The organism is Embleya scabrispora DSM 41855 (genome assembly GCF_000372745.1).
Classification (GTDB): domain Bacteria; phylum Actinomycetota; class Actinomycetes; order Streptomycetales; family Streptomycetaceae; genus Embleya; species Embleya scabrispora.
In genome coordinates, this window is record NZ_KB889618.1 from 15,611 (window position 1) to 37,822 (window position 22,212).

Annotated in this window: 18 protein-coding genes; 7 read left to right on the forward strand and 11 right to left on the reverse strand. The window is 72.4% G+C overall.

The genetic code is table 11. The features are described 5' to 3' along the window. Nucleotides 1–3: 3 nt before the first annotated feature. A complete protein-coding gene (locus A3IC_RS0112300) occupies nt 4–843 on the forward strand; it encodes a carbohydrate ABC transporter permease (protein ID WP_020550353.1) in 840 nt (279 codons plus the stop codon). Further along, entirely contained in the window at nt 844–2,469 is a 1,626-nt protein-coding gene (locus tag A3IC_RS0112305; protein ID WP_020550354.1) for an amylo-alpha-1,6-glucosidase, read from the forward strand. Nucleotides 2,470–2,526: 57 nt separating this feature from the next. Here A3IC_RS0112305 and A3IC_RS0112310 read toward each other — a convergent pair whose 3' ends face one another. After that, a complete protein-coding gene (locus A3IC_RS0112310; protein ID WP_020550355.1) occupies nt 2,527–3,591 on the reverse strand; it encodes an ATP-dependent DNA ligase in 1,065 nt (354 codons plus the stop codon). Between the two features lie 100 nt (nt 3,592–3,691). On the opposite strand from A3IC_RS0112310, the gene ligD reads away from it, so the two are divergent. Continuing rightward, nucleotides 3,692–4,699, forward strand: coding sequence for a non-homologous end-joining DNA ligase (gene ligD / locus A3IC_RS0112315; protein ID WP_020550356.1), 1,008 nt, complete (start codon nt 3,692–3,694; stop codon nt 4,697–4,699). A 186-nt stretch (nt 4,700–4,885) separates the two neighbouring features. After that, nucleotides 4,886–5,383, forward strand: a complete 498-nt coding sequence (locus A3IC_RS0112320; protein WP_052173447.1) for a DoxX family membrane protein — start codon at nt 4,886–4,888, stop codon at nt 5,381–5,383. 6 nt (nt 5,384–5,389) lie between these two features. Here the strand turns inward: A3IC_RS0112320 and A3IC_RS0112325 are convergent, their stop codons facing one another. The 6 genes from A3IC_RS0112325 to A3IC_RS0112350 form a co-directional block, all read right to left on the reverse strand. Beyond that, a complete protein-coding gene (locus A3IC_RS0112325) occupies nt 5,390–6,433 on the reverse strand; it encodes a PHP domain-containing protein (protein ID WP_052173428.1) in 1,044 nt (347 codons plus the stop codon). Between the two features lie 151 nt (nt 6,434–6,584). Beyond that, entirely contained in the window at nt 6,585–6,773 is a 189-nt protein-coding gene (locus A3IC_RS0112330) for a DUF1059 domain-containing protein (protein ID WP_020550359.1), read from the reverse strand. A gap of 294 nt (nt 6,774–7,067) precedes the next feature. After that, on the reverse strand, nt 7,068–7,868 hold the full coding sequence (locus A3IC_RS0112335) for a CAP domain-containing protein (protein ID WP_158695930.1): 801 nt from the start codon (nt 7,866–7,868) through the stop codon (nt 7,068–7,070). A 204-nt stretch (nt 7,869–8,072) separates the two neighbouring features. Further along, on the reverse strand, nt 8,073–9,788 hold the full coding sequence (locus tag A3IC_RS0112340; protein ID WP_020550361.1) for a sigma-70 family RNA polymerase sigma factor: 1,716 nt from the start codon (nt 9,786–9,788) through the stop codon (nt 8,073–8,075). Nucleotides 9,789–10,014: 226 nt separating this feature from the next. Then, complete coding sequence (locus tag A3IC_RS0112345; protein WP_020550362.1) at nt 10,015–11,589, reverse strand: glycerol-3-phosphate dehydrogenase/oxidase; 1,575 nt, start codon at nt 11,587–11,589, stop codon at nt 10,015–10,017. Between the two features lie 223 nt (nt 11,590–11,812). Beyond that, a complete protein-coding gene (locus tag A3IC_RS0112350) occupies nt 11,813–12,580 on the reverse strand; it encodes an IclR family transcriptional regulator (protein WP_020550363.1) in 768 nt (255 codons plus the stop codon). Between the two features lie 446 nt (nt 12,581–13,026). Between A3IC_RS0112350 and A3IC_RS0112355 the strand changes: the two genes are divergently transcribed. Both A3IC_RS0112355 and glpK read left to right on the forward strand, forming a co-directional pair. Beyond that, nucleotides 13,027–13,737, forward strand: a complete 711-nt coding sequence (locus tag A3IC_RS0112355) for an MIP/aquaporin family protein (RefSeq protein ID WP_020550364.1) — start codon at nt 13,027–13,029, stop codon at nt 13,735–13,737. Between the two features lie 59 nt (nt 13,738–13,796). After that, a complete protein-coding gene (gene glpK / locus A3IC_RS0112360) occupies nt 13,797–15,323 on the forward strand; it encodes a glycerol kinase GlpK (RefSeq protein WP_020550365.1) in 1,527 nt (508 codons plus the stop codon). Nucleotides 15,324–15,410: 87 nt separating this feature from the next. Here glpK and A3IC_RS0112365 read toward each other — a convergent pair whose 3' ends face one another. Then, nucleotides 15,411–16,694 carry an alpha/beta hydrolase gene (locus tag A3IC_RS0112365; RefSeq protein ID WP_020550366.1) on the reverse strand — a complete coding sequence of 428 codons (1,284 nt, stop codon included), beginning with the start codon at nt 16,692–16,694 and terminating at the stop codon, nt 15,411–15,413. A gap of 184 nt (nt 16,695–16,878) precedes the next feature. On the opposite strand from A3IC_RS0112365, the gene A3IC_RS0112370 reads away from it, so the two are divergent. Continuing rightward, nucleotides 16,879–17,838, forward strand: a complete 960-nt coding sequence (locus A3IC_RS0112370; protein ID WP_020550367.1) for an ArsR/SmtB family transcription factor — start codon at nt 16,879–16,881, stop codon at nt 17,836–17,838. Between the two features lie 56 nt (nt 17,839–17,894). Here A3IC_RS0112370 and A3IC_RS0112375 read toward each other — a convergent pair whose 3' ends face one another. From A3IC_RS0112375 to A3IC_RS0112385, 3 genes are all read right to left on the reverse strand, one after another. Further along, nucleotides 17,895–18,863, reverse strand: a complete 969-nt coding sequence (locus A3IC_RS0112375) for a TolB-like translocation protein (protein WP_020550368.1) — start codon at nt 18,861–18,863, stop codon at nt 17,895–17,897. Beyond that, entirely contained in the window at nt 18,860–20,152 is a 1,293-nt protein-coding gene (locus A3IC_RS0112380) for an MFS transporter (protein ID WP_020550369.1), read from the reverse strand. The genes A3IC_RS0112375 and A3IC_RS0112380 overlap by 4 nt, the downstream gene beginning before the upstream one ends. 248 nt (nt 20,153–20,400) lie before the next feature. Further along, nucleotides 20,401–22,131, reverse strand: coding sequence for a discoidin domain-containing protein (locus A3IC_RS0112385; protein ID WP_205353857.1), 1,731 nt, complete (start codon nt 22,129–22,131; stop codon nt 20,401–20,403). Nucleotides 22,132–22,212: the final 81 nt, after the last annotated feature.

Here is a 22,212-nt window from a genome sequence, read left to right on the forward strand (position 1 = left end):
GTGATGGTCACTGCCATCCGCCGCCGTTTCGGCACCGTCGCACTGCACACCCTGCTCATCGTGGGCGGGCTGCTGATGATGTTCCCGTTCGTGTGGATGCTGCTCACCGCGTTCAAGAGCGAGGGGCAGATGATCCAGGATCCGCTGGCCTGGCTGCCGGACCCCTGGCGCACGGACAACTTCCCCGACGCCTTCGACGCGATGCCCTTCGGCCGTGCCTACTGGAACAGCTTTTACATCGCGGTGATCACGGTCGTGGTCACCCTGCTCACCGCATCGATGGCGGCCTACGCCTTCACCCGGATCGAATTCCCCTTCTCCCGCTCGCTGTTCGTGGTCTTCCTGCTCACCCAGATGGTGCCCACCCAGGTCACTCTGGTGCCGCTGTACGTGATGTTGTCGAAGCTCGGCTGGATCGACACCCACCTGGCGCTGATCCTGCCCGCCATCGCCAACCCGTTCGCGGTGTTCATGATGCGCCAGTTCATCCGGGCGGTGCCGATCGAGCTGGAGGAGGCCGCCCGGCTGGACGGCGCGAACCGCTGGACGATCTTCACCCGGATCGTGCTGCCCAACATCAAGCCCGGCATGGCCGCGCTGGGCATCATCGTGTTCCTGAGCAGCTGGAACAGCTTCATCTACCCGTTGATCTTCCTCAACTCCGAGGACAAGTTCACCGTTCCGATGCTGCTCGCCTCGTTCAAGGGCCAGCACGGCGGACTGGACTACGGCATGCTCCTCGCCGCTTCGACGATCTCCGTGGTGCCGATGCTGATCGCGTTCGTGATCGGGCAGCGGAAGATCATCAGCAGCATGGCGGCATCCGGCATGGGAGGGCGGTAGATGTCCGCGCACGACCGCGACCCGATCGACTCGGTCGCGCTGGATCTACGCGAACGGCCGTTCACCGACCGGGGTTCACGGCTTCTGGTGTTGGCAGGGCAGGACGGCGACCTGTGGGTCGCCCGGTCCGAGTACGAGACCCGGCTCACCGACACGAGCGTGCTCACCGCGCTGCGGATCGAGTCGGCCGGCGGCGACCCGCTGCCGATCCGGGCCGCGCACCCGGACCGGATCTCCTTCGCGGGCGGCGTACACCTGGCCTTCGCCGACTCGGACACCCTGGTGCTGACCGGCACCGGCGCCCGGGCCCGGTGGACGGCCGCGGACGGCACCGAGCACGAGGCCGCGATCGAGGGCTGCCGGGTACTGGTCGGCGAGGCCGCCCCGGCGGACGGGCCGGCCGTCCTGGCCGCGGCTCGCGCGCGCTGGAGCGCCTGGTTCGACCGGATGCCGGCGGTCCGCGCGGACCTGTACGAACGGGCCGCGATGGCGTGGTGGACGCTCGGGGTGAACCTGCTGCCGATCGGCTTCGCGGGCGGCCGGGAGGGCCTGGTCCCGTCCCGGTTCGGCTACGTCGGCGTGTGGAACTGGGACTCCTACTTCCACGCCATCGCACTGCGGCACGGTGATCCCGAACTGGCCCGGGACCAGATCCGGATCCTGCTCGCACACCAGCGCGCCGACGGGTTGATCCCCGACGTCGTGCACGACGAGGGCGTGTTGGCGGAGACGACCGACCTGCCGCGCTCGGACCGGGCCCGGCTGGCCGAGCACGTCGGCCAGGCGCTGGGCGACGAAGCGGCACAGTCCGCCGCGGCGGGCGACGTGGTACCGGTGACCAAGCCGCCGCTGACCGCGTGGGCGGTCTGGAAGATCCATCGGGCGGCTCCCGACCTCGCCTTCCTGGCCGAGGTCTACGAGCCGATCGCCCGCTCCCAGGAGTGGTGGCTGACCCACTCCGACCCGGACGGCGACGGCCTGGCCGAATACCTGCACCCGTACTCCAGCGGGCTGGACGACAGCCCGGTGTGGGACTACGGCCCGCGCGCCGAGCCGCCGGACCTGAACGCTTATCTGGCGCTCCAGTTCGACGTGCTGGGCGACATCGCACAGGCCCTGGGCCGGGACCAGGACGCCGCGACGTGGCGGGAACGGGCCGCCGCGCACACCGAACTCCTGGTGTCCCGGCGGTGGGACGGCAAACGGTTCACCACCGTCTCGGCGGGCCGTGCGGTCCCGGTCCGCACACCGCTGGAACTGCTGCCGCTGCTCACCGGCCGACTGCCGCGCGAGATCGCCGACCGACTGGTCGAGGACCTGCGCTCGCCGAGCTTTTGGGGCGAACGCCCGGTGCCGACCGTGGCGTTCGACGATCCGACCTTCGACCCCGAGGCGATGTGGCGCGGGCCGGTCTGGCTCAACGTCAACTACCTGCTGATCGAGGGCCTGCGCCGATCCGGATACCCGGACGTGGCCGCGGAGTTGACCGAACGCACGGTACGGATGGTGGCCGAGGGCGGCGGGTTGTACGAGTACTGGAACCCGCTCACCGGCGGCCGGGCCGGGCGCGCGACGACCGGATTCGGCTGGTCCAGCGCGCTGTTCGTGGACCTGGCCCGGAGCTGAGCACACCGCCCGCCGTCGTCGCCGGTTCCGGCGATGACGGCGGGCGGTGTGCGCGGTTCAGCGGGTGCCGAGCACGTCGGCCAGGTCGTAGCGGGCCGGTTCGGCGAGTTGTTCGTACGTGCACTCGGCCGGGTCCTTGTCGGTACGCCACCGGCGGAACCGGGTCGTGTGCCGGAACCGGTCGCCCTGGACGTGGTCGTAGGCCACCTCGCAGACCGACTCGGGCCGCAGCGGCACCCAGTCCGAGAGCCGGCCGCCCGACCAGCGGGTCACCGCACCGGGCAGCCGATCGGCCTCGTGCGCCTCGGCCTCGGCCCAGTGCGCCCACGGGTGCCCGGTCGGATCCGCCATCCGGTAGGGCGCCAACTCCTCGATCAGTTCGGCCCGCCGTGCCGCGGTGAACGCCGCGCTGACGCCCACGTGTTGCAGCCGACCCCGGTCGTCGTACAGACCCAGCAGCAGCGAGCCCACCACCGGGCCCGACTTGTGCTCGCGGTAGCCCGCCACCACACAATCCGCGGTGCGTTCGTGCTTGACCTTGACCATCGCCCGCTCGTCCGGCAGATACGGCCCGGCCGGGTCCTTGGCCACGATGCCGTCCAGACCCGCGCCCTCGAACCGGTCGAACCAATCCTGTGCCGTCGCCTGATCGGTGGTGGCCGGCGCCAGGTGGATCGGCGCCGGCACCTCGGCCAGCGCCCGCTCCAGCGCGGCTCGGCGCTCGGTCAGCGGACGGGCCGGATACGACTCGTCGCCCAGCGCCAGCAGGTCGAATACGACGAGGGACGCCGGGGTGGTCTCGGCCAGGTGCCGCACCCGCGAGGCCGCCGGGTGGATCCGGTCCTGGAGCCGGTCGAAGTCGAGCCGGCCGTCGCGCGCGATGACCAGTTCGCCGTCCAATACGCAGCGCGGCGGGAGCAGCCGCAACACCGCGTCCACCACATCCGGAAAGTAACGATCCAGCGGCTTGGTGTTGCGGCTGCCGATCAACACCTCGTCGCCGTCCCGGAAGACGATGGCCCGGAACCCGTCCCATTTGGCCTCGTAGTGCATGCCGGCGGGAATCCGCGCGGCCGCCTTGGCGAGCATCGGCTTGACCGGGGGCATCACGGGAAGGCGCATGCGCCTCAGTGTGCGCGGGCACCGCACCGGTCGCCTCCGCAGCGGCCGAACGGCCGCACGCCATCGGGACGAAATCGCTCGAATCTGCCTACCCTGAGGAATGAGCGCTGCCGAGGAATTCGAGGTCGACGGCAGGTCCGTCCGGGTGAGCAACGTCGACAAGGTCTACTACCCCGCACGCGGCTTCACCAAGGGTGACGTGGTCCGCTACCTGATCTCGGTCGGCGACGGTCTGTTGCGCGGCCTGCGGGATCGACCCACCACTCTGCAGCGCTTCCCGGACGGCGTGGGCGGCGAATCGTTCTTTCAGAAGCGGGTGCCCAAGTCCCTGCCGGACTGGATTCCCACCGCCCGGATCACCTTCCCGAGCGGGCGGCACGCCGACGAGATGGCCCCGGACAGTGTGGCCGCCCTGGTGTGGGCGGGCAACCTCGGCTGCCTGACCTTCCACCCCTGGCCGGTCCGGCGCGCGGCCACCGAGCACCCCGACGAACTGCGCATCGACCTCGATCCGCAGCCGGGCACCGACTTCGCCGACGCGGTCCGTGCCGCACACGCGATGCGCGAGGTGCTGGCCGGCTACGGACTGACCGCGTGGCCCAAGACCTCCGGCGGACGCGGCCTGCACCTGTACGTGCCGGTCCGGCCCGAGTGGGAGTTCACCGACGTGCGGCGCGCGGTGATCGCACTGGCCCGCGAACTGGAGGCGCGGATGCCCGACCGGGTGACCACCGCCTGGTGGAAGGAGGAGCGCGGCGAACGCATCTTCGTCGACTACAACCAGATGGCCCGCGACCGCACCATCGCCGCCGCCTACTCGCCGCGCCCCACCGCCCGCGCCACCGTCTCGGCGCCGCTGACCTGGGACGAGGTCGACGACGCGCACCCCGACGATTTCGACCTCGCCAGCATGCCCGAACGCTACGCCCGGGTGGGCGACGTGCACGCGGACATGCCGGAGCATGCCTTCGACCTGCGCCCGGCGCTGGAGTTGGCCGAGCGGCAGGCCCGCGACCACGGCGTGGGTGACATGCCGTACCCGCCGGACCACCCCAAGATGCCCGGCGAACCACCTCGGGTCCAACCCAGCCGCGCCCGCGAGCACTGAACGGAAACGGAAGCAGTAACAGCAACCGGAACAGCAACGGAATCCAAGCCGGAACAGCAACGGAAAGAGCTTCTTATGTATCTGCCGCTCCGCGCCCCCGTGGCGTTTCACATCCCCGTGACGATCCGCAACCCGCTGTCCCCGCGCGCCCGATTGTCCGTACGCAAGGACGTTGGCCTGCTCGCCATGCGGGTCGGCACGGGAGGCGTGCTGTTCGCGCACGGTGCGCAGAAGTTGTTCGGCTGGTTCGGCGGACACGGCCTGGCCGGCACCGGTTCGGCGATGGAGCACATGGGCTTCCGACCCGGCCGGCAGAGCGCGATCGCCGCCGGCCTCGGCGAGGCGGGCGGCGGCGTGCTGCTCGCGCTCGGCCTGGCCACGCCCGCTGCGGGCGCGGCGGCGGCCGGCGCGATGGCGGGCGCGGTCGCGGTGCACGCGCCGGCCGGCTTCTTCGCGCAGTCGGGCGGCTTCGAATACCCGGCGTTCCTCGGCTTCGTCGCGGCCGGGCTCGGCCTCGCGGGGCCCGGGCGGTTCTCGGTGGACCACGTGACCTGCCATGCGCTGGACCGCCCGTGGGTGGTCGGCCTGGCGTTCACCAGCAGCGCCGCCGCGGCCGCCGCGGTGATCGGGCGGCGCCGGGCCGCGACCGCCGAGGCGGCGCGCGACGCGTCGGACTCGGCCTGAGCGCCGTCAACGGGACATACCACTCCAGGCGAGCAGTCGGTCGACCGGCCACGTGGTGATCACCCGGTCCGCCGGCACCTCGCATTCCTCGGCCCGGGCGCAGCCGTAGCCCTGCCAATCGAGTTGGCCGGGCGCGTGCGCGTCGGTGTCGATCGAGAAGTACACGCCGGCGGCCAGCGCCCTGCGCAGCAGCCGGGACGGCGGATCCCGGCGCTCGGGGCGGCAGTTGATCTCCACGGCGGTGTTCGACTCGGCACATGCGGCGAACACCGCGTCGGCGTCGAACGCGGACTCCGGGCGCGGCTTGCCGTTGATCAATCGACCGGTGCAGTGGCCCAGTACGTTCACACGCGGGTTGCCCACGGCGGCCAGCAGTCGGCGGGTCATCGCCGGCTCCTCCATCCGCAACTTGGAGTGCACCGAGGCGACCACGACGTCCAGGCGGGCCAAGAGGTCCGGGTCCTGGTCCAGCGAGCCGTCGTCGAGGATGTCGCACTCGATGCCGGTCAACAGCCGGAACGGGGCCAATTCGGCCGCGAGTTCGGCCACCACGTCCAACTGCGCGCGGAGCCGCTCGGCGGTCAGGCCGCGGGCCACGGTCAACCGCGGCGAGTGGTCGGTGAGGACGACCCATTCGTGCCCCAGGTCCCGCGCGGTGCGCGCCATCGCGTCGATCGGACTGCCTCCGTCGGACCAGTCGGAATGCATGTGGCAATCGCCGCGCTGGGCGTCGAGCAGCGCCGCGCCGTCGGTGGGCACGGGTGACGGGCGGGCTTCCAGATCGGCGAGATAGCCCGGCACCCGGCCGGCGTACGCCTGCTCGACGACGTCCGCCGTCTTGGGGCCGACCCCCTTGAGTTCGCCGAGCGTGCGCTGCTCGATCCGGCGGCGCAGGTCCTCGGGGGCCAGCCCGGCCACCACGGCGGACGCGGTGCGGAACGCCTTGACCCGGTACGTGGGTGCCTGGTCGCGTTCGAGCAGGAACGCGATCCGGTCCAGTGCGGCCACCGGGTCGGGGGTGGGCGGAGCGGGCGTGGGTCGTCGGGCCATGGGGGGACTGTGGCCGCGCCGGGGAAAGGTAAACCGCGCGGAGGAGCCGAGCGGCGCCCGCAGATGGATCGCCGTGTGTGGGCGCGGTCCGGCGTCGGGCGGGTGTGGTGAGCGACTTACCGATGAAACCTGGATGTGTATGTGAACAGCCCTAGCGACCGGGCTCCTCGTCCTTCAGGTACTTGCGGATCTCTTCGCGGAATTCGGGCGAGTCGGTGTGCCCGTGCACCGCCACGGCGTGCTGGGTGGCGGCCGCGACGACCTCGTCCTCGGACCCGGCGATGGTGAGGGTGCACCCGGATTCACTGGGCATGTCCCGGCAATCGGCGACCTTGCGCATGATGTCCTCCCGGACTGGGCTCTCGTCCCCGAGGGGCACGGCCCCGGACCGGACGGCGCGAGGCCATGGTCACAGTTTAGTGCGCTTTGCGCCCGGGTTCGGGGTCTGTCTCAGGGCCCTGCGCTCGGCCTCCGGGCCGCTGCGGGCGGTGCGGCGGGGCGCCTTCGGGTGCCGTCGCCGGTGCGGGTGTCGGGTGGCCGGGCGGCCCGGTCCCGATGCCGCGACCCGTGTTCGTTCGGGTCGCCGTCGGTGACCGGGCCGCCGGAGCGCGATCGGATCGGCGGGCAGCCGGGCTCAGCCGTTGGCGAACTCGTGGACGCCCCACCAGCCGGTTTCGTCGCGGTAGATGCCGATGCCCGCCTCGGTGTGGGTCGGGTCGGTCTGGTTGCGGTAGTGGCCGGGGCTGTGTCGCCACATGTCCTGGAACTTCTCGGCCGCCTGCCGGGCCGTCATCGCCGGGTCGCCCCACCACACGATGTTCTCGGACACACCGGTGCGGGCGCCGGTGACCAGGACGTCGACCTCGGCGCCGGAGTGGGCGAAGCCGGTGCGCCGCATGTGCTCGGCCCACGAGCGGGCGAAGTCGCCCAGGTCGGTGCTCGCCCGGAGCGGCCGCAGGCCGACCTTCGCGCGTTCGGCGTTGAGCAGTTCCAGGGACATCGCCTCGGCGTCGGCGATCGACTGGGACGCGGGCCGATTGCCACGCACGGTGGGATTGGCCCCGGGCGGCCCGTCCGCCGCCGACGCGGTGGTGGGGCGGGCGCTCTTCGTCGCCGAGGGCCTGCCGTCCGTGCCGGTGCCGTTCGCGCCGGCGGCCGGGGTCGGCTTGTGCGTCGCGGGCGCCGTGCCGGTGCTCGGGCTCGTACCGGTGCCGGACGGCTGCCCGGGTGCGGCCGAAGTCGGTGCCGCCGACGTGCTCGCCGCCGCCGACGCGGTGGCCGGCGCGGTGTCGGTCGGGGCCGCCGGGCGGGCCGCGCCGTCGTGCCGCTCGGCGGGCGAGCCGCAGCCGGCCAGCACGAACGCGGCCAGTGCGGCGGCCAGGGTGGTGGACACGGCCCGGTGGTGTCGGATCTGCCGGTGGTGTCGGTACTGCACGATGCGCAACTCCTCGAAAGGTACGGCTCGTCGACCGGCACGAGCGCCGGGGACACCTGGGAGAGCCGTGGGGCGCGGGTGGATAACGGAAAACGGCGCGGGATCTCGTCGGAGTCGGGCCGGCCGATCGGGCGGGCCGCGGTCGAGTGTTCGGGCCGGGGACGTGGGCCGGGCACGCGGACCGAGTGCGCGGGCCCGCGCGCGTTACGCCGGCGTCGCGAACACCTGGGTCCACCAGGTCGTTCCGCCCGGGCCGACCGTGGCGCCGACGCCGATGTCGGTGTAGCCGCAATCGAGGATGTTGTCCCGATGGATCGGACTGGCCAGCCACTGCGCGACCACGTGCGAGGCGTCCGACCGACCCCGATCGAGGTTCTCGCCCCACTGTCGCCACCGGTAGCCGGCTGCGGTGATGCGGCCGTCGGCGCGTACCCCATCCGGGTTCAGGTGGTCGTAGAACCGCCGGGCGAGCATGTCGTCGGAGTGTTTGCGAGCGGCGCTGCGCAGCCGGTCGTCGACCCGGACCGGGGCGCACCCGTGCTCGGCCCGGGCGGCGTTGACCAGGTCCACGACCGCGCGTTCGAGCCGGGGCCGGGGGTCGGCGGAGGCGGTCGAGCGGGTGGCCGCGGGCTCCGTCGAGGGCGGCGGGGCGGTGGATGGCGCGGTGGCCGGTGGCGGCTCGGTGGCGGGCGATACGGAGGGCGCCGAGGCGGCGTCCGCGACCGGCGGCTTCGCGGCGGGCGTGCTTCGGGTCGGTGGATCGTGGTGGGGGCGGACGACGATGACGACCGCGGCGAGGACGACCAGGCCGATCGCGGCGGCGCCGGTCGCGAGCCGACGGGGCCGGCGGGCCGGACGCGGCGCGGCATGGCCGGACGGGGCCGAGTCGGCTGTGGGCGGCGCGGCGGCCGAATCGGTGACGCCGGCCGGGCCGGGGTCGTCGGGCGGCCCCGGCGCGCCGCCCGGGCCAGGGTCCATCGCCGGGCCCGGGCCGCTCATCGAGCTTGCTTCGCCCAACGGGCCCGGGCCGCTCATCGAGCCCGGTCCACTCGTCGGATCCGGCCCGCCCATCGGACCCGCATGGGCGACCGCGCTCGGGTCGGCGAGCACAGTCGTGGCTCCGCTCGCCGACCATGGACCCCGGGCGAGCAGGTGCAGCAGGACGGCGGTGGGTGGCAGCAGGGCCAGGCCCGCGAGCAGGCCCTCGACCGGCGCCAGGCCGTACCGGTGGGCGCCGCACGCGCCGCATGCGCGGGCGTGGCGGGAGATGCGCTTGCGCCACAGCGGGGTCGGCCGCCCGTCCCAGGTCGCGAGCAGTGTGGTCGCCTGCGCGCAGCGGGGGTCGGCGGCGAGCGCGCGGACCACCACGCGGGCCGCCTCCAACTGCTCCTTCATGCGCTGGACCCGGACCGCCACGTGCGTCGCGGGCAGGTCCAGGGCGGCGGCGAGTTCGGCTCGGGTCAGGGTGCCGCCGGCCTCCAGCCACCACAGGGCGAGCAGTTCGCGGGTGTCCGGGTCCAGCCAGCGGGTCGCCTCGGCGACATCGCGGCGCTGTCCGGACAGGCCCAGCCGCAGGATGGTCAGGTCGGCGAAGTCGGCGGTCGGGTCCGGGTATTCGGCGATCTCGTCGAGCGGTGTGGTGGTCGCGCGGCGGGCGTGCCGGCGACGCACCTGATTGATCGCGATGGCCACCAGCCAGGACCGAAAGCGCTCCGGATCGCGCAGGCCGTCGAGGCCGGACACCGCGCAGAGCATGGTCTCCTGCACCACGTCGTCGACGTCCGCGTGCCCGTTCAGCGCCCGGCCGACGATGTTGTACACCAGCGGCAACCAGGCGGCCACGAGCCGGTCGCGGGCACGCAGATCACCGCCCTGGGCCGCGACGACCAGAGCGGTGTTGTGCTCGTTGTCCACGTACATCCACTTTCCTCGACCGGCGTGACGGGCCCGCTCCCGTCCATCCGCCACTCGGGAGAGCACTCGGGTCGGCGCGGATAACGGAAATCGCCGGACGAGTTCGCCGGACGAGTTCAGAACGTACCGACCAGGCGTCGCCGGCCGGACGGCCCCCCCGAGAACCGCCCCCGAATCCGCCCCGGGCCGCCGGTCGCGGCGCCGGTCCGGGGGCGGTCGGGCGACCCGTGCGTCAGTTCGGCCCGGCGGCCAGCAGGCTCTCCACCCGGGAACGCACCTCGGGGGTGTCCAGCCCGCGAATGGTCACCGTGGTCCGGCGCCGCAGCACGTCGTCCACCGTCATCGCCCACTCGTGGTCGCGCGCGTAGGCGACCTGGGCCCAGATGTCCGGACCGTCCGGGTGGATGCGCTCGCCGAGTTCACGGTCGGTGCGCACCAGCGCGGCCAGGTCGTAGGCGAGGTTGCCGTAGTGCGAAGCGAGGTGGCGGGCCACCACCGGATCCACGCCGTCCTCGGCGGTGGCCTCGCCGAGCAGTCGGTGCGCCACTGCCTCGGGGTTCGCCGAGCCCGGCAGCGCCACCCGACGGAGGGGCGTCGCCATGTCCTCCTCCAGGGCCACGACGCCGGCCTTGGCCAGCTTGTCCAGCACGGTGCGGCCGATGTGCCGGTAGGTGGTCCACTTGCCGCCCGCCACCGACAACATGCCGCCGCGCCCCTCGGTGACCACGGTCTCCCGCTTGGCCTCGCTCGTGGCGCCCGCGCCGCCGGGCAGGACGCGCAGGCCGGCGAACGCGTAGGTGATGTCCTCGCGGCGCAGTTGCGCCGGGTCGACCGCGCTGCCCGCCTCGTCCAGGATCTGCGCGATGTCGGCCTCGGTGGGCGAGACCTTGCCGGGGTCGCCCTCGTACGCCTCGTCGGTGGTGCCGAGCAGCAGGTGCTCCTCCCACGGAATCGCGAAGGACACCCGGTACTTGTCGATCGGGATGGTCAACGCGGCCCGCCACGGCTGCTGTTGGCGCAGCACCAGGTGCACGCCCTTGGACAGCCGGATGCTCGGCTCGGCCGTCGGGTCCTCCATCCGGCGCAGGTGGTCCACCCACGGGCCGGTCGCGTTCAGCACGACGCGCGCGTTGACGCCGAACTCGGCGCCGTCGAGCCGGTCGCGCAGTTCGGCGCCGGTGACCCGGCCGCCGGCGTCCTTGCGCAGGCCGACCACCTCGGCGTGGTTGAGCACCACCGCGCCGGCCTCGACCGCCGCGCGTACGGTGGTCACCGCCACCCGGCTGTCGTTCATCTGGTGGTCGCCGTACACGGCGGCGCGGCGCAGGCCCTCCTGGCGCAGGGCCGGGACGAGTTCGAGCGCGTGCTCGGGGCCGATCACCTTGCCCATGCCGTCGCCGAAGGCGGACAGGGCCGAGTACAGGAACACGCCGGCGCCGAGCTTGGCCGAGCCGTGCGGGCCGTCCTTGTAGACCGGGACCAGGAAGGACAGCGGCCGGACCAGGTGCGGGGCCACGTCGCGGGCCAGCGTGCGGCGTTCGCGGTGATTCTCCGCGACCAGCTTGAGATTGCCGGTCTGGAGGTAGCGCAGGCCGCCGTGCACGAGCTTGGACGACGCGGACGAGGTGGCGCCGGCGAAGTCGCCGGCGTCGACCATGGCCACCCGCAGTCCGGTCTGGGCCGCGGTCCAGGCCACCGCCGTGCCGAGGATGCCGCCGCCGATGACGAGCAGGTCGTGGGTGCCGCGCGAAAGTTCGGCACGGCTGTGGGCACGAACGGGAACGGTCGGATCCGTGGCGGTGCTCATCACGCGTCTTCTTTCCACTGGGCCGGTAGCGAAGCGGTGGGACGGCGTCCCGATCCGAATCTACGCGGTCGGCATTGTCGAACGACGAACGACAGTTTTCATTGTCGGTCGGGCAACGGTCAAGTGCCGCCGGTCCGAGTGGGGGTCCGGTTGTGCCGCAAACCGGTCCGCACCCGGCACCGGACTCCGGGGCGGGTGTCCGAGATGAGGCTATATCGGGGCCTCAGTACGGGAAAGTCGCACCCAGGTCGCGCGAGATGGCGCGCGCCGCGTCGCGGACCGAGGCCACCAGCGTGGCGCGCGGCGCGCCGTCGGCGACGATCCGCTCCACCGCGCCGCTGATGCCCACCGCACCCAGCGGCGTGCCGCGCCGGTCGCGGATCGGCGCGGCGATGCCCGCCAGACCCAGGACCGACTCCTCGATGTCGCACGCCCAGCCGCGTTCGCGCACCGTCACACTCTCCGCGTCCATCGCGGCCGGGTCGGTCAGCGTGCGGGCGGTGAAGGCGACCGGGTCGCTCTCGTTCAACTCGGCGCGCGCGGCCGGGTCCACCGCGAGCAGCACCTTGCCCCACGCGGTGGAGTGCAGCGGCAACATCGCGCCGATCTCCAGCACCTGACGGCTGTCGTCCGGCCGGAAGACGTGGTGGATGACCAGTACGCCACCCTTGTGCAGAACCCCGATGCGCACGCTCTCGCCGCTCGCGCGGGCCAGGTCGTCCGCCCAGACCAGCGCCCGGGCGCGCAACTCGTGCACGTCGAGGTAGGAACTGCTCAGCCGGAGCAACTCGGCGCCGAGCTGGTACTTGCCGCTCTTGGCGTCCTGTTCGACGAACCCCTCCTGGTGGAGCGTGCGCAGGATGCCGTGCGCGGTGCCCTTCGCCAGACCCAGGGTGGTGGCCACCTCGCTCAGGCCGAAGCGCCGCTCGCCGCCGGCGAGCAGCCGCAGGATCGCCGCTGCGCGTTCGAGCGACTGGATGGGACCGGGCATACCAACTCCTCCATCGAAGATCAGGTTGGCAATGAAGATCGGGTTGGCAATGTAGAACAGCGGTCGTACCCATGCCGATCGGGTCCACGGCCCGCCCGCCGGGCCCGGCGCTCGCGGGAAGGGTCGGGAAACGAGATGTTCACGGACTCTTGACGGCGGCGCAACCCGCAGAGAACACTGCCGGACAGCGGTCGTCAATGTCGAATGCCAGTCAGAATCATCCGCCGGATCGAATGGACCGGCCCAACGGTTTCGATCCGCGTGCGATCGGATCCGCCCGGCGTGCGCACTCCACGGCACCGCAGCGGCGGTCTCCCCCGCGCCGCCCCGATGCGGCGGATTCCCGCATTCCCGCACGGCGCGTCGGTCCCGGCGCGCCATGCGTCCGTCCGGCGCCGAATCCCGGCGCCGTCCCACCCGTGCAGTCAAGAAGGGGCCGTGTTGTTGTGACGAGCGACAAGATCTTCATCGGCGAGACCCTGGGTACGGCCATCCTGCTGCTCCTGGGCGTCGGCGTGTGTGCGGCGGTCACACTGAACCGGTCCAAGGCGCAGAACGCGGGCTGGCTGGCGATCACCTTCGGCTGGGGCTTCGCGGTCCTGGCCGGGGCATACGCGAGCGTGTCGCTGTCCGGCGCACATCTCAATCCCGCCGTCACGTTCGGCATAGCCGTCAAGACGGGAGAATGGGACAAGGTGCCCGTCTACCTCGCCGGGCAGTTCACCGGCGCGGTGATCGGCGCCGTGCTGGCCTGGGCCACCTACCTGGGTCAGTTCAAGGAGCACGGTGAACCGGTGCTCGGGGTGTTCGCCACCTCGCCGGAGATCCGCAATCCGGTGCAGAACGTGATCACCGAGACGATCGCCACCACCGTGCTGGTCATCGTGATCCTCACCCAGGGCCTGACCGACGGGCTCGCCCTGTCCGGCACCGGCATCCTGATGACCGCGCTTTTGGTGGTGGGCATCGGCCTGTCGCTGGGCGGTCCGACCGGCTACGCCATCAACCCGGTCCGCGACCTCGGGCCGCGCCTGGCACACTCGCTGCTGCCCATCCCCAAGAAGGGCGGCTCGGACTGGGCCTACGCGTGGGTCCCCGTGGTCGGTCCCACCCTGGGCGGGCTGGCGGCCGGCGGGCTGTACCGGCTCGCGTTCTGAAGTCCGCGCCCGCACCCGACGACCCCGACCTTTCCCTCGGATCCTTCGGAAGAGGAGCCATGTCCGACACCTACATCGCCGCGATCGACCAGGGCACCACGTCCAGCCGCTGCATCATCTTCGGCGCGGACGGGCGCATCGTCGCCGTCGACCAGCGTGAGCACCGGCAGATCTTCCCGCGCCCGGGGTGGGTCGAGCACGACGCCGCCGAGATCTGGAGCGTGGTGCAGGCGGTGGTCGCCGGCGCGCTCGCCCAGGCGGGCATCCGTCGTGAGCAGATCCGCGCGCTGGGCATCACCAACCAGCGCGAGACCACCGTGCTGTGGGACCGCCACACCGGGGTGCCGGTGCACAACGCGATCGTGTGGCAGGACACCCGCACCGACGCGCTGTGCCGAGAACTGGGCGGCAACGTCGGCCAGGACCGCTTCCGGGTGGAGACCGGGCTGCCGCTCGCCAGCTACTTCGCCGGACCCAAGATCCGCTGGCTGCTCGACAACGTCGAGGGGTTGCGCGAGCGGGCCGACCGGGGCGACATCCTGTTCGGCACGATGGAGTCGTGGGTGGTGTGGAACCTCACCGGCGGCCCGGACGGCGGCGTGCACGTCACCGACGTCACCAACGCCTCGCGCACGATGCTGATGAACCTGGAGACGCTGGACTGGGACGACCGGATCCTGCGCGCGATGGACGTGCCGCGTTCGGTGCTGGCCGAGATCCGCTCCTCCTCCGAGGTGTACGGCACCGCCCGCGGCATCCTGGAGGGCGTCCCGGTCGCCTCCGCGCTGGGTGACCAGCAGGCCGCGCTGTTCGGGCAGACGTGCTTCGAGGAAGGCGAGGCCAAGAGCACCTACGGCACCGGCAGCTTCCTGCTGATCAACACCGGATCGCGGATCGTGCAGTCGCACCACGGCCTGCTCAGCACGGTCGGCTACCGGCTCGGCAAGGACGCGCCGGTCTACGCGCTGGAAGGCTCGATCGCGGTGACCGGGTCGCTGGTGCAGTGGATGCGCGACCAGATGGGACTGATCAGCACCGCGGCCGAGATCGAGACCCTCGCGCTGACCGTCGAGGACAACGGCGGCGCCTACTTCGTGCCGGCCTTCTCCGGACTGTTCGCGCCCTACTGGCGCTCGGACGCACGTGGTGTGATCGCGGGCCTGACCGCGTACGTGAACAAGGGGCACATCGCGCGGGCCGTCCTGGAGGCCACCGCGTGGCAGACCCGCGAGGTGGTGGACGCGATGGAGCGCGACTCCGGCGTCAAGCTCGCCACACTCAAGGTGGACGGCGGGATGACCGCCAACAACCTGCTCATGCAGACCATCGCCGACGTGTTGGACGCCCCGGTGGCCCGCCCGTTCGTGGCCGAGACCACCGCACTGGGCGCGGCGTACGCGGCCGGACTCGCGGTCGGCTACTGGCCCGACCTGGACTCGCTGCGGGCGAACTGGCACCGCGCCGCCGAGTGGACCGCGCGGATGGACGACGCCACCCGTGACCTGGGCTACCGCAACTGGCGCAAGGCGGTGGCGCGCACGATGGACTGGGTCGAGGAGGGCGACCCCGCACCCGAGCCCGCCTGACCCGCGTCGATGCCGGCCACGCGCGTGGGCGCCGAGGGATTCCCCGGTGCCCACGCGCGGGCGTCGCCACCGAGCCGGCCCGGCCGCTCAGTGTGTGGGCAGGTGCCGGGCGAAGAACGCGTGGATGTACCGGCGCACCGTGGGCACCGATACGGCCGGGTCGATCGGGCCGATCAGGGCGATCCGGTCGGCGGCGGACATCAGGCCGGCGGCCTGGAGCCGGGGTGCGAAGACGGCGTGGTCGGTGAACACGTGGTGTGCGGCGGGCTCGACGCGGCGCAGGGGGACGGGCCGGCGGGAATGGGCGCGCAGCGCGGACCACGAGCGGTCCAGGTTCCGCCGGTCGGTGAAGCCGTCGGTGCCCAGCAGGAGCAGCGGCCGATCGGTGCCGTCGCGGGCGATCGCGTACAACTCGCCGTCCCGGCCGGGCCCGGGCGACGGGTGGTCCAGATAGCCTTCGAGGTTGATCGCGGCGGCGATCCGGCGATCCTCGTACATCGTCTCGGCCGCGGTCGTGCCGCCCGCGGAGTGACCGTAGACGCCCACCCGCCGCAGATCCAGCGCCCGGTGCAGGCCGTCGGGCAGCGGCGCGCCGGTCGGATCCGGGTTCCCACCGCCGGCCAGGACCGTCAACCGGTCGAGCACGAACCGGGTGTCCGCGATCCGGGTGTCGATCATGGTGCGGAACATCCCGGGATCGGTGCGCGGGTCGAAGCGCAAGACGGTCCAGCGGACCCGGTCGTCGCGACCCTGCGTGTCGACCGGGAACTCGACCACGGCGCCGTCGCCCGAGTGGTCGATGCTCACCACCACGTAGCCGCGGCTCGCCAATTCCTCGGCGACGCCGGTACCCATGCCGCGCGGGTCGCCGCCGCCGGGGCTGTACAGCAGCACCGGGCGCCGCTCGGTCCGCGCGGGCGCGTTCGTGTACGCATGGGTGGCCGTGGCCGCCCAGTCCACCCCCGCCGCGGGCAGTTGCGGGTGGGTCAGCGGAGCGGCCGTCACGAACGCCTGCCCGGCTCCGGCGCTCAGTTGCGGTGCGACCGGGCAGCCGCGCACGGTGCGGGCCGGGTAGAACACCGTGACCATCACCTCCCGCACCGGGATCGGCTCCCACGGGTCCGGTCGGGAGCGGTCGACCAGGTACAACGTGGTGGTTCCGACCGCATACGGGCCGGTCGGCGGCGTGAGCCGCAGCATGCCGTCGGTCGCCGGCCCGGGCTCGTCGGATCGGGCGGGCACGGGGCGGGCGGACGCGGGGCGGGCGCGGGCGATGCCGCCCGCGAGGAGCAGTGCCGCCGCCGGCACGGCCGAGGCGATGACCCGCCGCCGGTCGATCCCGGCGGGCCCGTCGGCTTCTTCGCGAACCATGGATACTCCTCGTGTCGTGGCGGGCGAACCGGCCGCGAGACCTCTGTGACCCGCGCCCTTGTGGCGTTCGATGCCTCCTGGGTGAATGCCGGGGGCATGTCCCGAAGGCTGGCATCCGACGGGGACGACACGCGAAGGTTGAGGCTCGGGCCGAAAGGATGGCGCCGGGCCGGCAGGGAGAGTAGTGATCCGGATCCACTTCACCGCCGCCGACTTCGCCCGGATCCGGTTCGCCCCCCGACCGGCCCCGCTCCAGGAACTCAACGCGGCGCTGATGCGGATGGTCCGCCCGGACGACGCGCTGCTCTTCGGCCGCTGGCGGCAAGGGCTGCTCCGGACCCTGCCGGCGGCCGTCGAACCGCTCGGGGACCTCGTCCCCGGCGGGCGGCCGCCCATGTTCATCGACGTCTTCGACGATTCGCTGACCGAGGGCCTGGACACGGTCCGCGCCACCCGCCCGGAGATGGTGCGCACCGAGATCGAACGGGTGTACGCCGGGCATCCCGCGCCGCGCTGGATCCGCGACCTGCACCGCGGCGACGCGGACGCCTGGCAGGTGGTACGCCGCGCCCAGCACGCGGCCTTCGAAACGGTCCTGGGTCCGGTGTGGTCCCTGGTGCAGGACCTGCATCACACGGAATTCACCCGACATGCGCTGACCATGGCCGAACACGGGCTCGGCACGACCCTCGCCGAACTGGTTCCGGGCAGCCGACTGCACGACGGGGTCTGGGAGTTCGCCGGTGCGATCGACGCGGACATCGAACTGCGCGGGCGCGGCCTGCTGCTCCTGCCCACCTTCCACTGGAGTGCGCACCCGCTGGTGTCGAACCTGCCGGAACGGCCCGTGACCGTCACCTACCCGGCGGGGCCGGGCCTGCCGCTCACGCTCGCCGGGCCCGGCGGCACCGAGGACGCACTGGCCGCGGTGATCGGTCGGACCCGGCTCGACATCCTGCACCTGCTCGCCGCCGGGCACACCACCGGCGGCCTCGCCCGCCGGCTCCGGGTCGGCAACGCCACGATCTCCGCGCACACCGCCGCGCTGCGTGGCGCGGGGCTGATCACCACCACCCGGACCGGTCGGTCGGTCCGGCACGAACGCACCGCCCTGGGCGCCCTGTTGGTCGGACGGCACACGTGAGCGCGCCGGTCCCGGCGTAGGGTCCCGGCGCGCGACGTGCGGTGGCGGAACGGGGGTCAGCGCACGATCGTCGGCGAGGCCGCCTTCGCCGCGAGCAGGCGGGGCGTACCCGATCCGTCGGCGGGGGTCGCGTAGACGTCGCGGCCCCGGCCGTACATCACGGTGTGGTCGTCCAGCCAGGCCGCCTGATCGTCGATGCTCTCCCGTTCGGCCAGTGGCGTCTCGCGCATCGTCGCCAGGTCCAGCACATGCAGTCGCCACGTGGTGGGGCCGGAGCGCTTCTTGAACGCGATCCGGGTCCCGTCCGGCGACAACGACGGGCACTCCAGGTTCTCCCGCACCGTGTGCGCCTCCCAGTTCGCGTAGTCGCCCTCGACCAGGTAGGTGCGGCCGTTGGTGGACACGGTGGCGTAGAAGCGGTTGTCGTCGGCGGCGAACGTGACGCCCCAGTAGTTGACGTCGGCGGATCGGTGGCGCTTGCCGTCGATGGTCAGCGGGATGGCCTCGATGTTTTGCAGCGTGTAGTCGGTGCGGGTGTCCAGGATGCCGGTCCAGGTGGAGAATCCGGTCTTGTTGTACGACTCGCCGGTGACGAAGACGGTCCAGGACACCATCCGTCCGCTGGCCGAGACCCGGGCCCGGCTCGGGGTGCCGGCGAGTTCGATCCGGCGCCGGACGTTCATCGCCCCGTCCACGATCAGCGCGTCGGTGCCGGGCAGCGGGCCGCCGCGGGTCTGGAGGCAGACGCCGGTGGCCGCGCCGACGGCGAAGCGTTCACAGCGCAACCCGCTGTCGGTGCGGGCCGGGCCGGTGGTGCCGGCCGGATCGATCGCGGTCGCGGCCACGGTGCGGTGGCCGCCCTTGCGGGCGGTGTCCACGAATACCAACTGCCCACCGGCGGCCAGGTCCAGTGGCCGGCGCTCGACCGCCGAATCGTCCTCGCGGTCGGCCGCGAAGGTCGAGTAGCCGACCGCCACGCCGATCAGCACCAGCAGGCCGAGCAGCAGGCCGAGGGCGCGCTTCATCCGGTCACCTCCGGCAGTGGGGACCGCGACGGCAGCAACCGCCGGGCCACGACGAGAGCGCCGGTCAACCCGGCGCCCATGACGAGCAGCGCGGGGCCCGAGCCCCAGAGCGTCCAGGCCGCGCCGAAGAGCACCGAGGAGAACAGCCGGGCGCCGGCCTGGCCGGTCTGGAGCAGGGCCAGGCCACTGGTGCGCAGGTGTACCGGGAGCAGCGGCCCGGCGGCGGCCATCAGCACACCGTCCGTGGCGGCGTAGAACAGGCCCTGGAGCACGAGCACGCCGAGCAGCACGGTCCACATCAGCAGCGGGCCCGGCGCCCGGCCGCCGTTGGGTGCGGCGGCCACCGCGTAGGCCGCGAGCAGTGCGAGGTGGCCGCCCAGGAACACCCGGAACCGACCGACTCGATCGGCGAGTCGACCGAGCGGCACCGCGAGCAGCAGATACGCGCCGGCGGTGCCCAGCGGCAGCAGCGGGAAGTAGCGGAGCGGGATGTCGAAGCCGTGTTGCAGCACCAGATACACGAACGTGTCGCCCACGGTGAGCAGTCCGAGCATCGTCGCGGCCACGCAGGTGCGCCGGAACGGGCGCAGCCGCAGCAGCGCGAACGCGGCCCGCAGCGACGATTCGCGCCGCGGTCCGGCCGGTTCGTGGTGGTCGCGCACGTACAGCGCCATCAGCAGTACCGCGAAGACGGCCACGCAGAAGCTCACCACGAACACGGCGTCGTACGCGTCGTGGGTGGCCCACAACACGGCGAACGCGGCGAGCGGTCCGAGGAAGGCGCCGATCGTGTCCATCGCCCGGTGCACGCCGAAGGCCCGACCCAGGTCGGGCGCGGGGGTGCTGAGCGTGATCAGCGCGTCGCGTGGCGCGGTGCGCAATCCCTTGCCGGTGCGGTCCGCCGCGAGCACCAGGCCCAGCCCGGTGACCGAGGAACCCGCCAGCGGGAGGCCGAGTTTGCACACGGCGGACAACCCGTAACCGGTGCCCGCGACCAGCTTGCGCCGGCGGGTGCGGTCGGCCACCTGGCCGCCGAGCAGACGCACGAAGGCGGTGACGCCGAAGTAGGTGCCGTCCAGGAGCCCGTACTGCAACGGGCTCAGCCCCAGGGTGAGCACGAAGTAGGTGGGCAGCACAGCGGTGACCATCTCCGAGGAGATGTCGGTGACCAGGCTGACGGCGCCGAGCGCGAGCACGTTGGCCGGGACGTTGCGCGCGAATCTGCGCGGTGCCTTGGCCGAGGCGATCCCACCGGCCTGATCCGCGCGCCGGGTGGCGGCGATGTACACGAGCGGTCCTCCCTCGATCCGTCCGGGGACGGTGGACTCGGGTCGGGTCGGAGCGGTGCGAGTCGGAGCGGGGTGAGTCTGTATGGCATGAGTCGGTGGGGGATGGGTCGGAATCGCAAAAGGGGCGGGTCGGAAGCGGACGGGACGGAACGAGGTGGGTGGCAACAGCGGGACGCGCGGCGGTGGTTCGGGCCCGGTGCGGGCCGGCCGGGGAAGTGGTCGCCGGCCGGCCCGCACGATCGATGGGCTCAGTGGCAGCCGACCGGCCCGAAGGAGTCGAGCTGCTTGCCGTCGTAGCGCACGAGCTGTCCGGAGTAGCTGCCGGCGGAGAGGGTCAGCTTGAGCACGGCCGGCGAACCGGTCACCCGCTTCTCGCTGTTGGGTTGCGGACTTTCGAAGTCGTACGGGTCCGCGCCACCGGTGCCCACGAGCAACTCGCGGATGCCGGCGGGGTCCGCCTTGGCCTTGGGGTTCTGCGGCGCGTAGCGCTCGTAGAGGTGGTCGTGCCCGTTGAGGATCAGATCGGTGTGCGCGTCGTAGAGCACCTGCCACGCCGTCTGACTGACCTTGTCCGCCTGCGGCCCCGAGCTGTACAGGGGCTTGTGCCAGTAGGCGGCCACGCAGCCCTGGGAGTTGTTCGCCAGGTCCGCCTTGAGCCACTGGATCTGCGCCGAGCTCGCCGACATCGACTGCTCGGAGTCGAGCGCGATGAAGTGCCAGCCGCCGCGGTCCCAGCTGTACCAGGTGGTGCCGTTGGGGGTGGCCCGGTCGCCGAAGTAGGCCTTGTAGCCGGCCTCGGACGGGTTGTCGTCGGCCTCGTGATTGCCGGGCGCGGGACGGGTCTTGGCCTTGAACCGGCCCCAGGTGGTGTCGTAGTACTTGCGGTAGTCGGAGAGGCTGCCGGTGTCGTACTGGTTGTCCCCGAGCGTGATCACCTCGTCCGGATTGATCGCCTCGACCCGCCGCGCGGTCTGCTCGGCCCCGCACTCCTGGGCCGATGTGCAGCCCGGGTCGGAGATGTCGCCCGCCGCGACGACGGTGAACGAGGAGCCGCCGGCCTGCGGCGTGCCGACCACCGAGGCGCTGGGCGCGGACAGGTTGCCCGCCGCGTCGCGGGCGCGGACGGTGTAGGTGTAGCCGACTCCGGTGGTCAGGCCGGTGTCGGCGTAGGAGGTGCCGGCGCTCGTGCCGACCGTGACGCCGTCGCGCAGCACGTCGTAGCCGGTCACCCCGACGTTGTCGGTGGAGGCGGTCCAGCCCAGCGAGACGCCGGTGGGCGTGGTGCCGGTCACCCGCAACGCGGTGGGCGCGGTGGGTGCGGTGGTGTCCGGGCCGCCTTCGCCGAACACCTCGAACTCCCAGAGCGAGTAGCCGTATTCGGTGCCGCGTGTGGTCGCGTACACGCGCACGTGGCGACCGTGGGTGGACAGTGCGCCCAGGTCGTCGGTGCCGCCGTCGCCGGCGGAGGTGTTGTAGACCTTGGTCCAGGACGCGCCGTCGGGCGAGACCTCGATCCGGTACGCCTTGGCGTAGGCGGCCTCCCAGGTCAGCTTGACCCGGGAGATGGAGACGTCGGAGCCGAGGTCGACGCTCAGCCACTGGGCGCCGGACCCCTCCTTGCTCGCCCACCGGGTGGTGGTCTTGCCGTCCACGGCCTTGGCCGGGCCGAGCGTGGAGTCCTCGCTGGAGGAGGCGGTGGCGGGTTTGCCGCGAGAGAGCAACACCTCCGCGGCGGAGGCGGTCTGGCCGAAGGTCAGCACGGTCGCCAGCATGGCGATCACGGCGATGACGGCGGGAAATCTGGGCAGTCGGGACACGGCGCGCCGAGCGGTACGGAACGGGGTACTTCGGCGGGTCGGGCGCGGGGGCAGGGACAGGTGCACGTCGTCCTCCAACGTTGAGGAGCCGATCGTCGTGCCTGAGCCGGGCAGGATGGTGCGCTCGAGTGGGCCGGAGAAGTGCCGTCGCGTGACTGACACCACCGCGGTCGGGTGGCCCGCGGTGCCCCAACAGGAGCCTCCGGTCCGGTTGTTGGCCCTGACGATCCCAAGGCGCCGCGC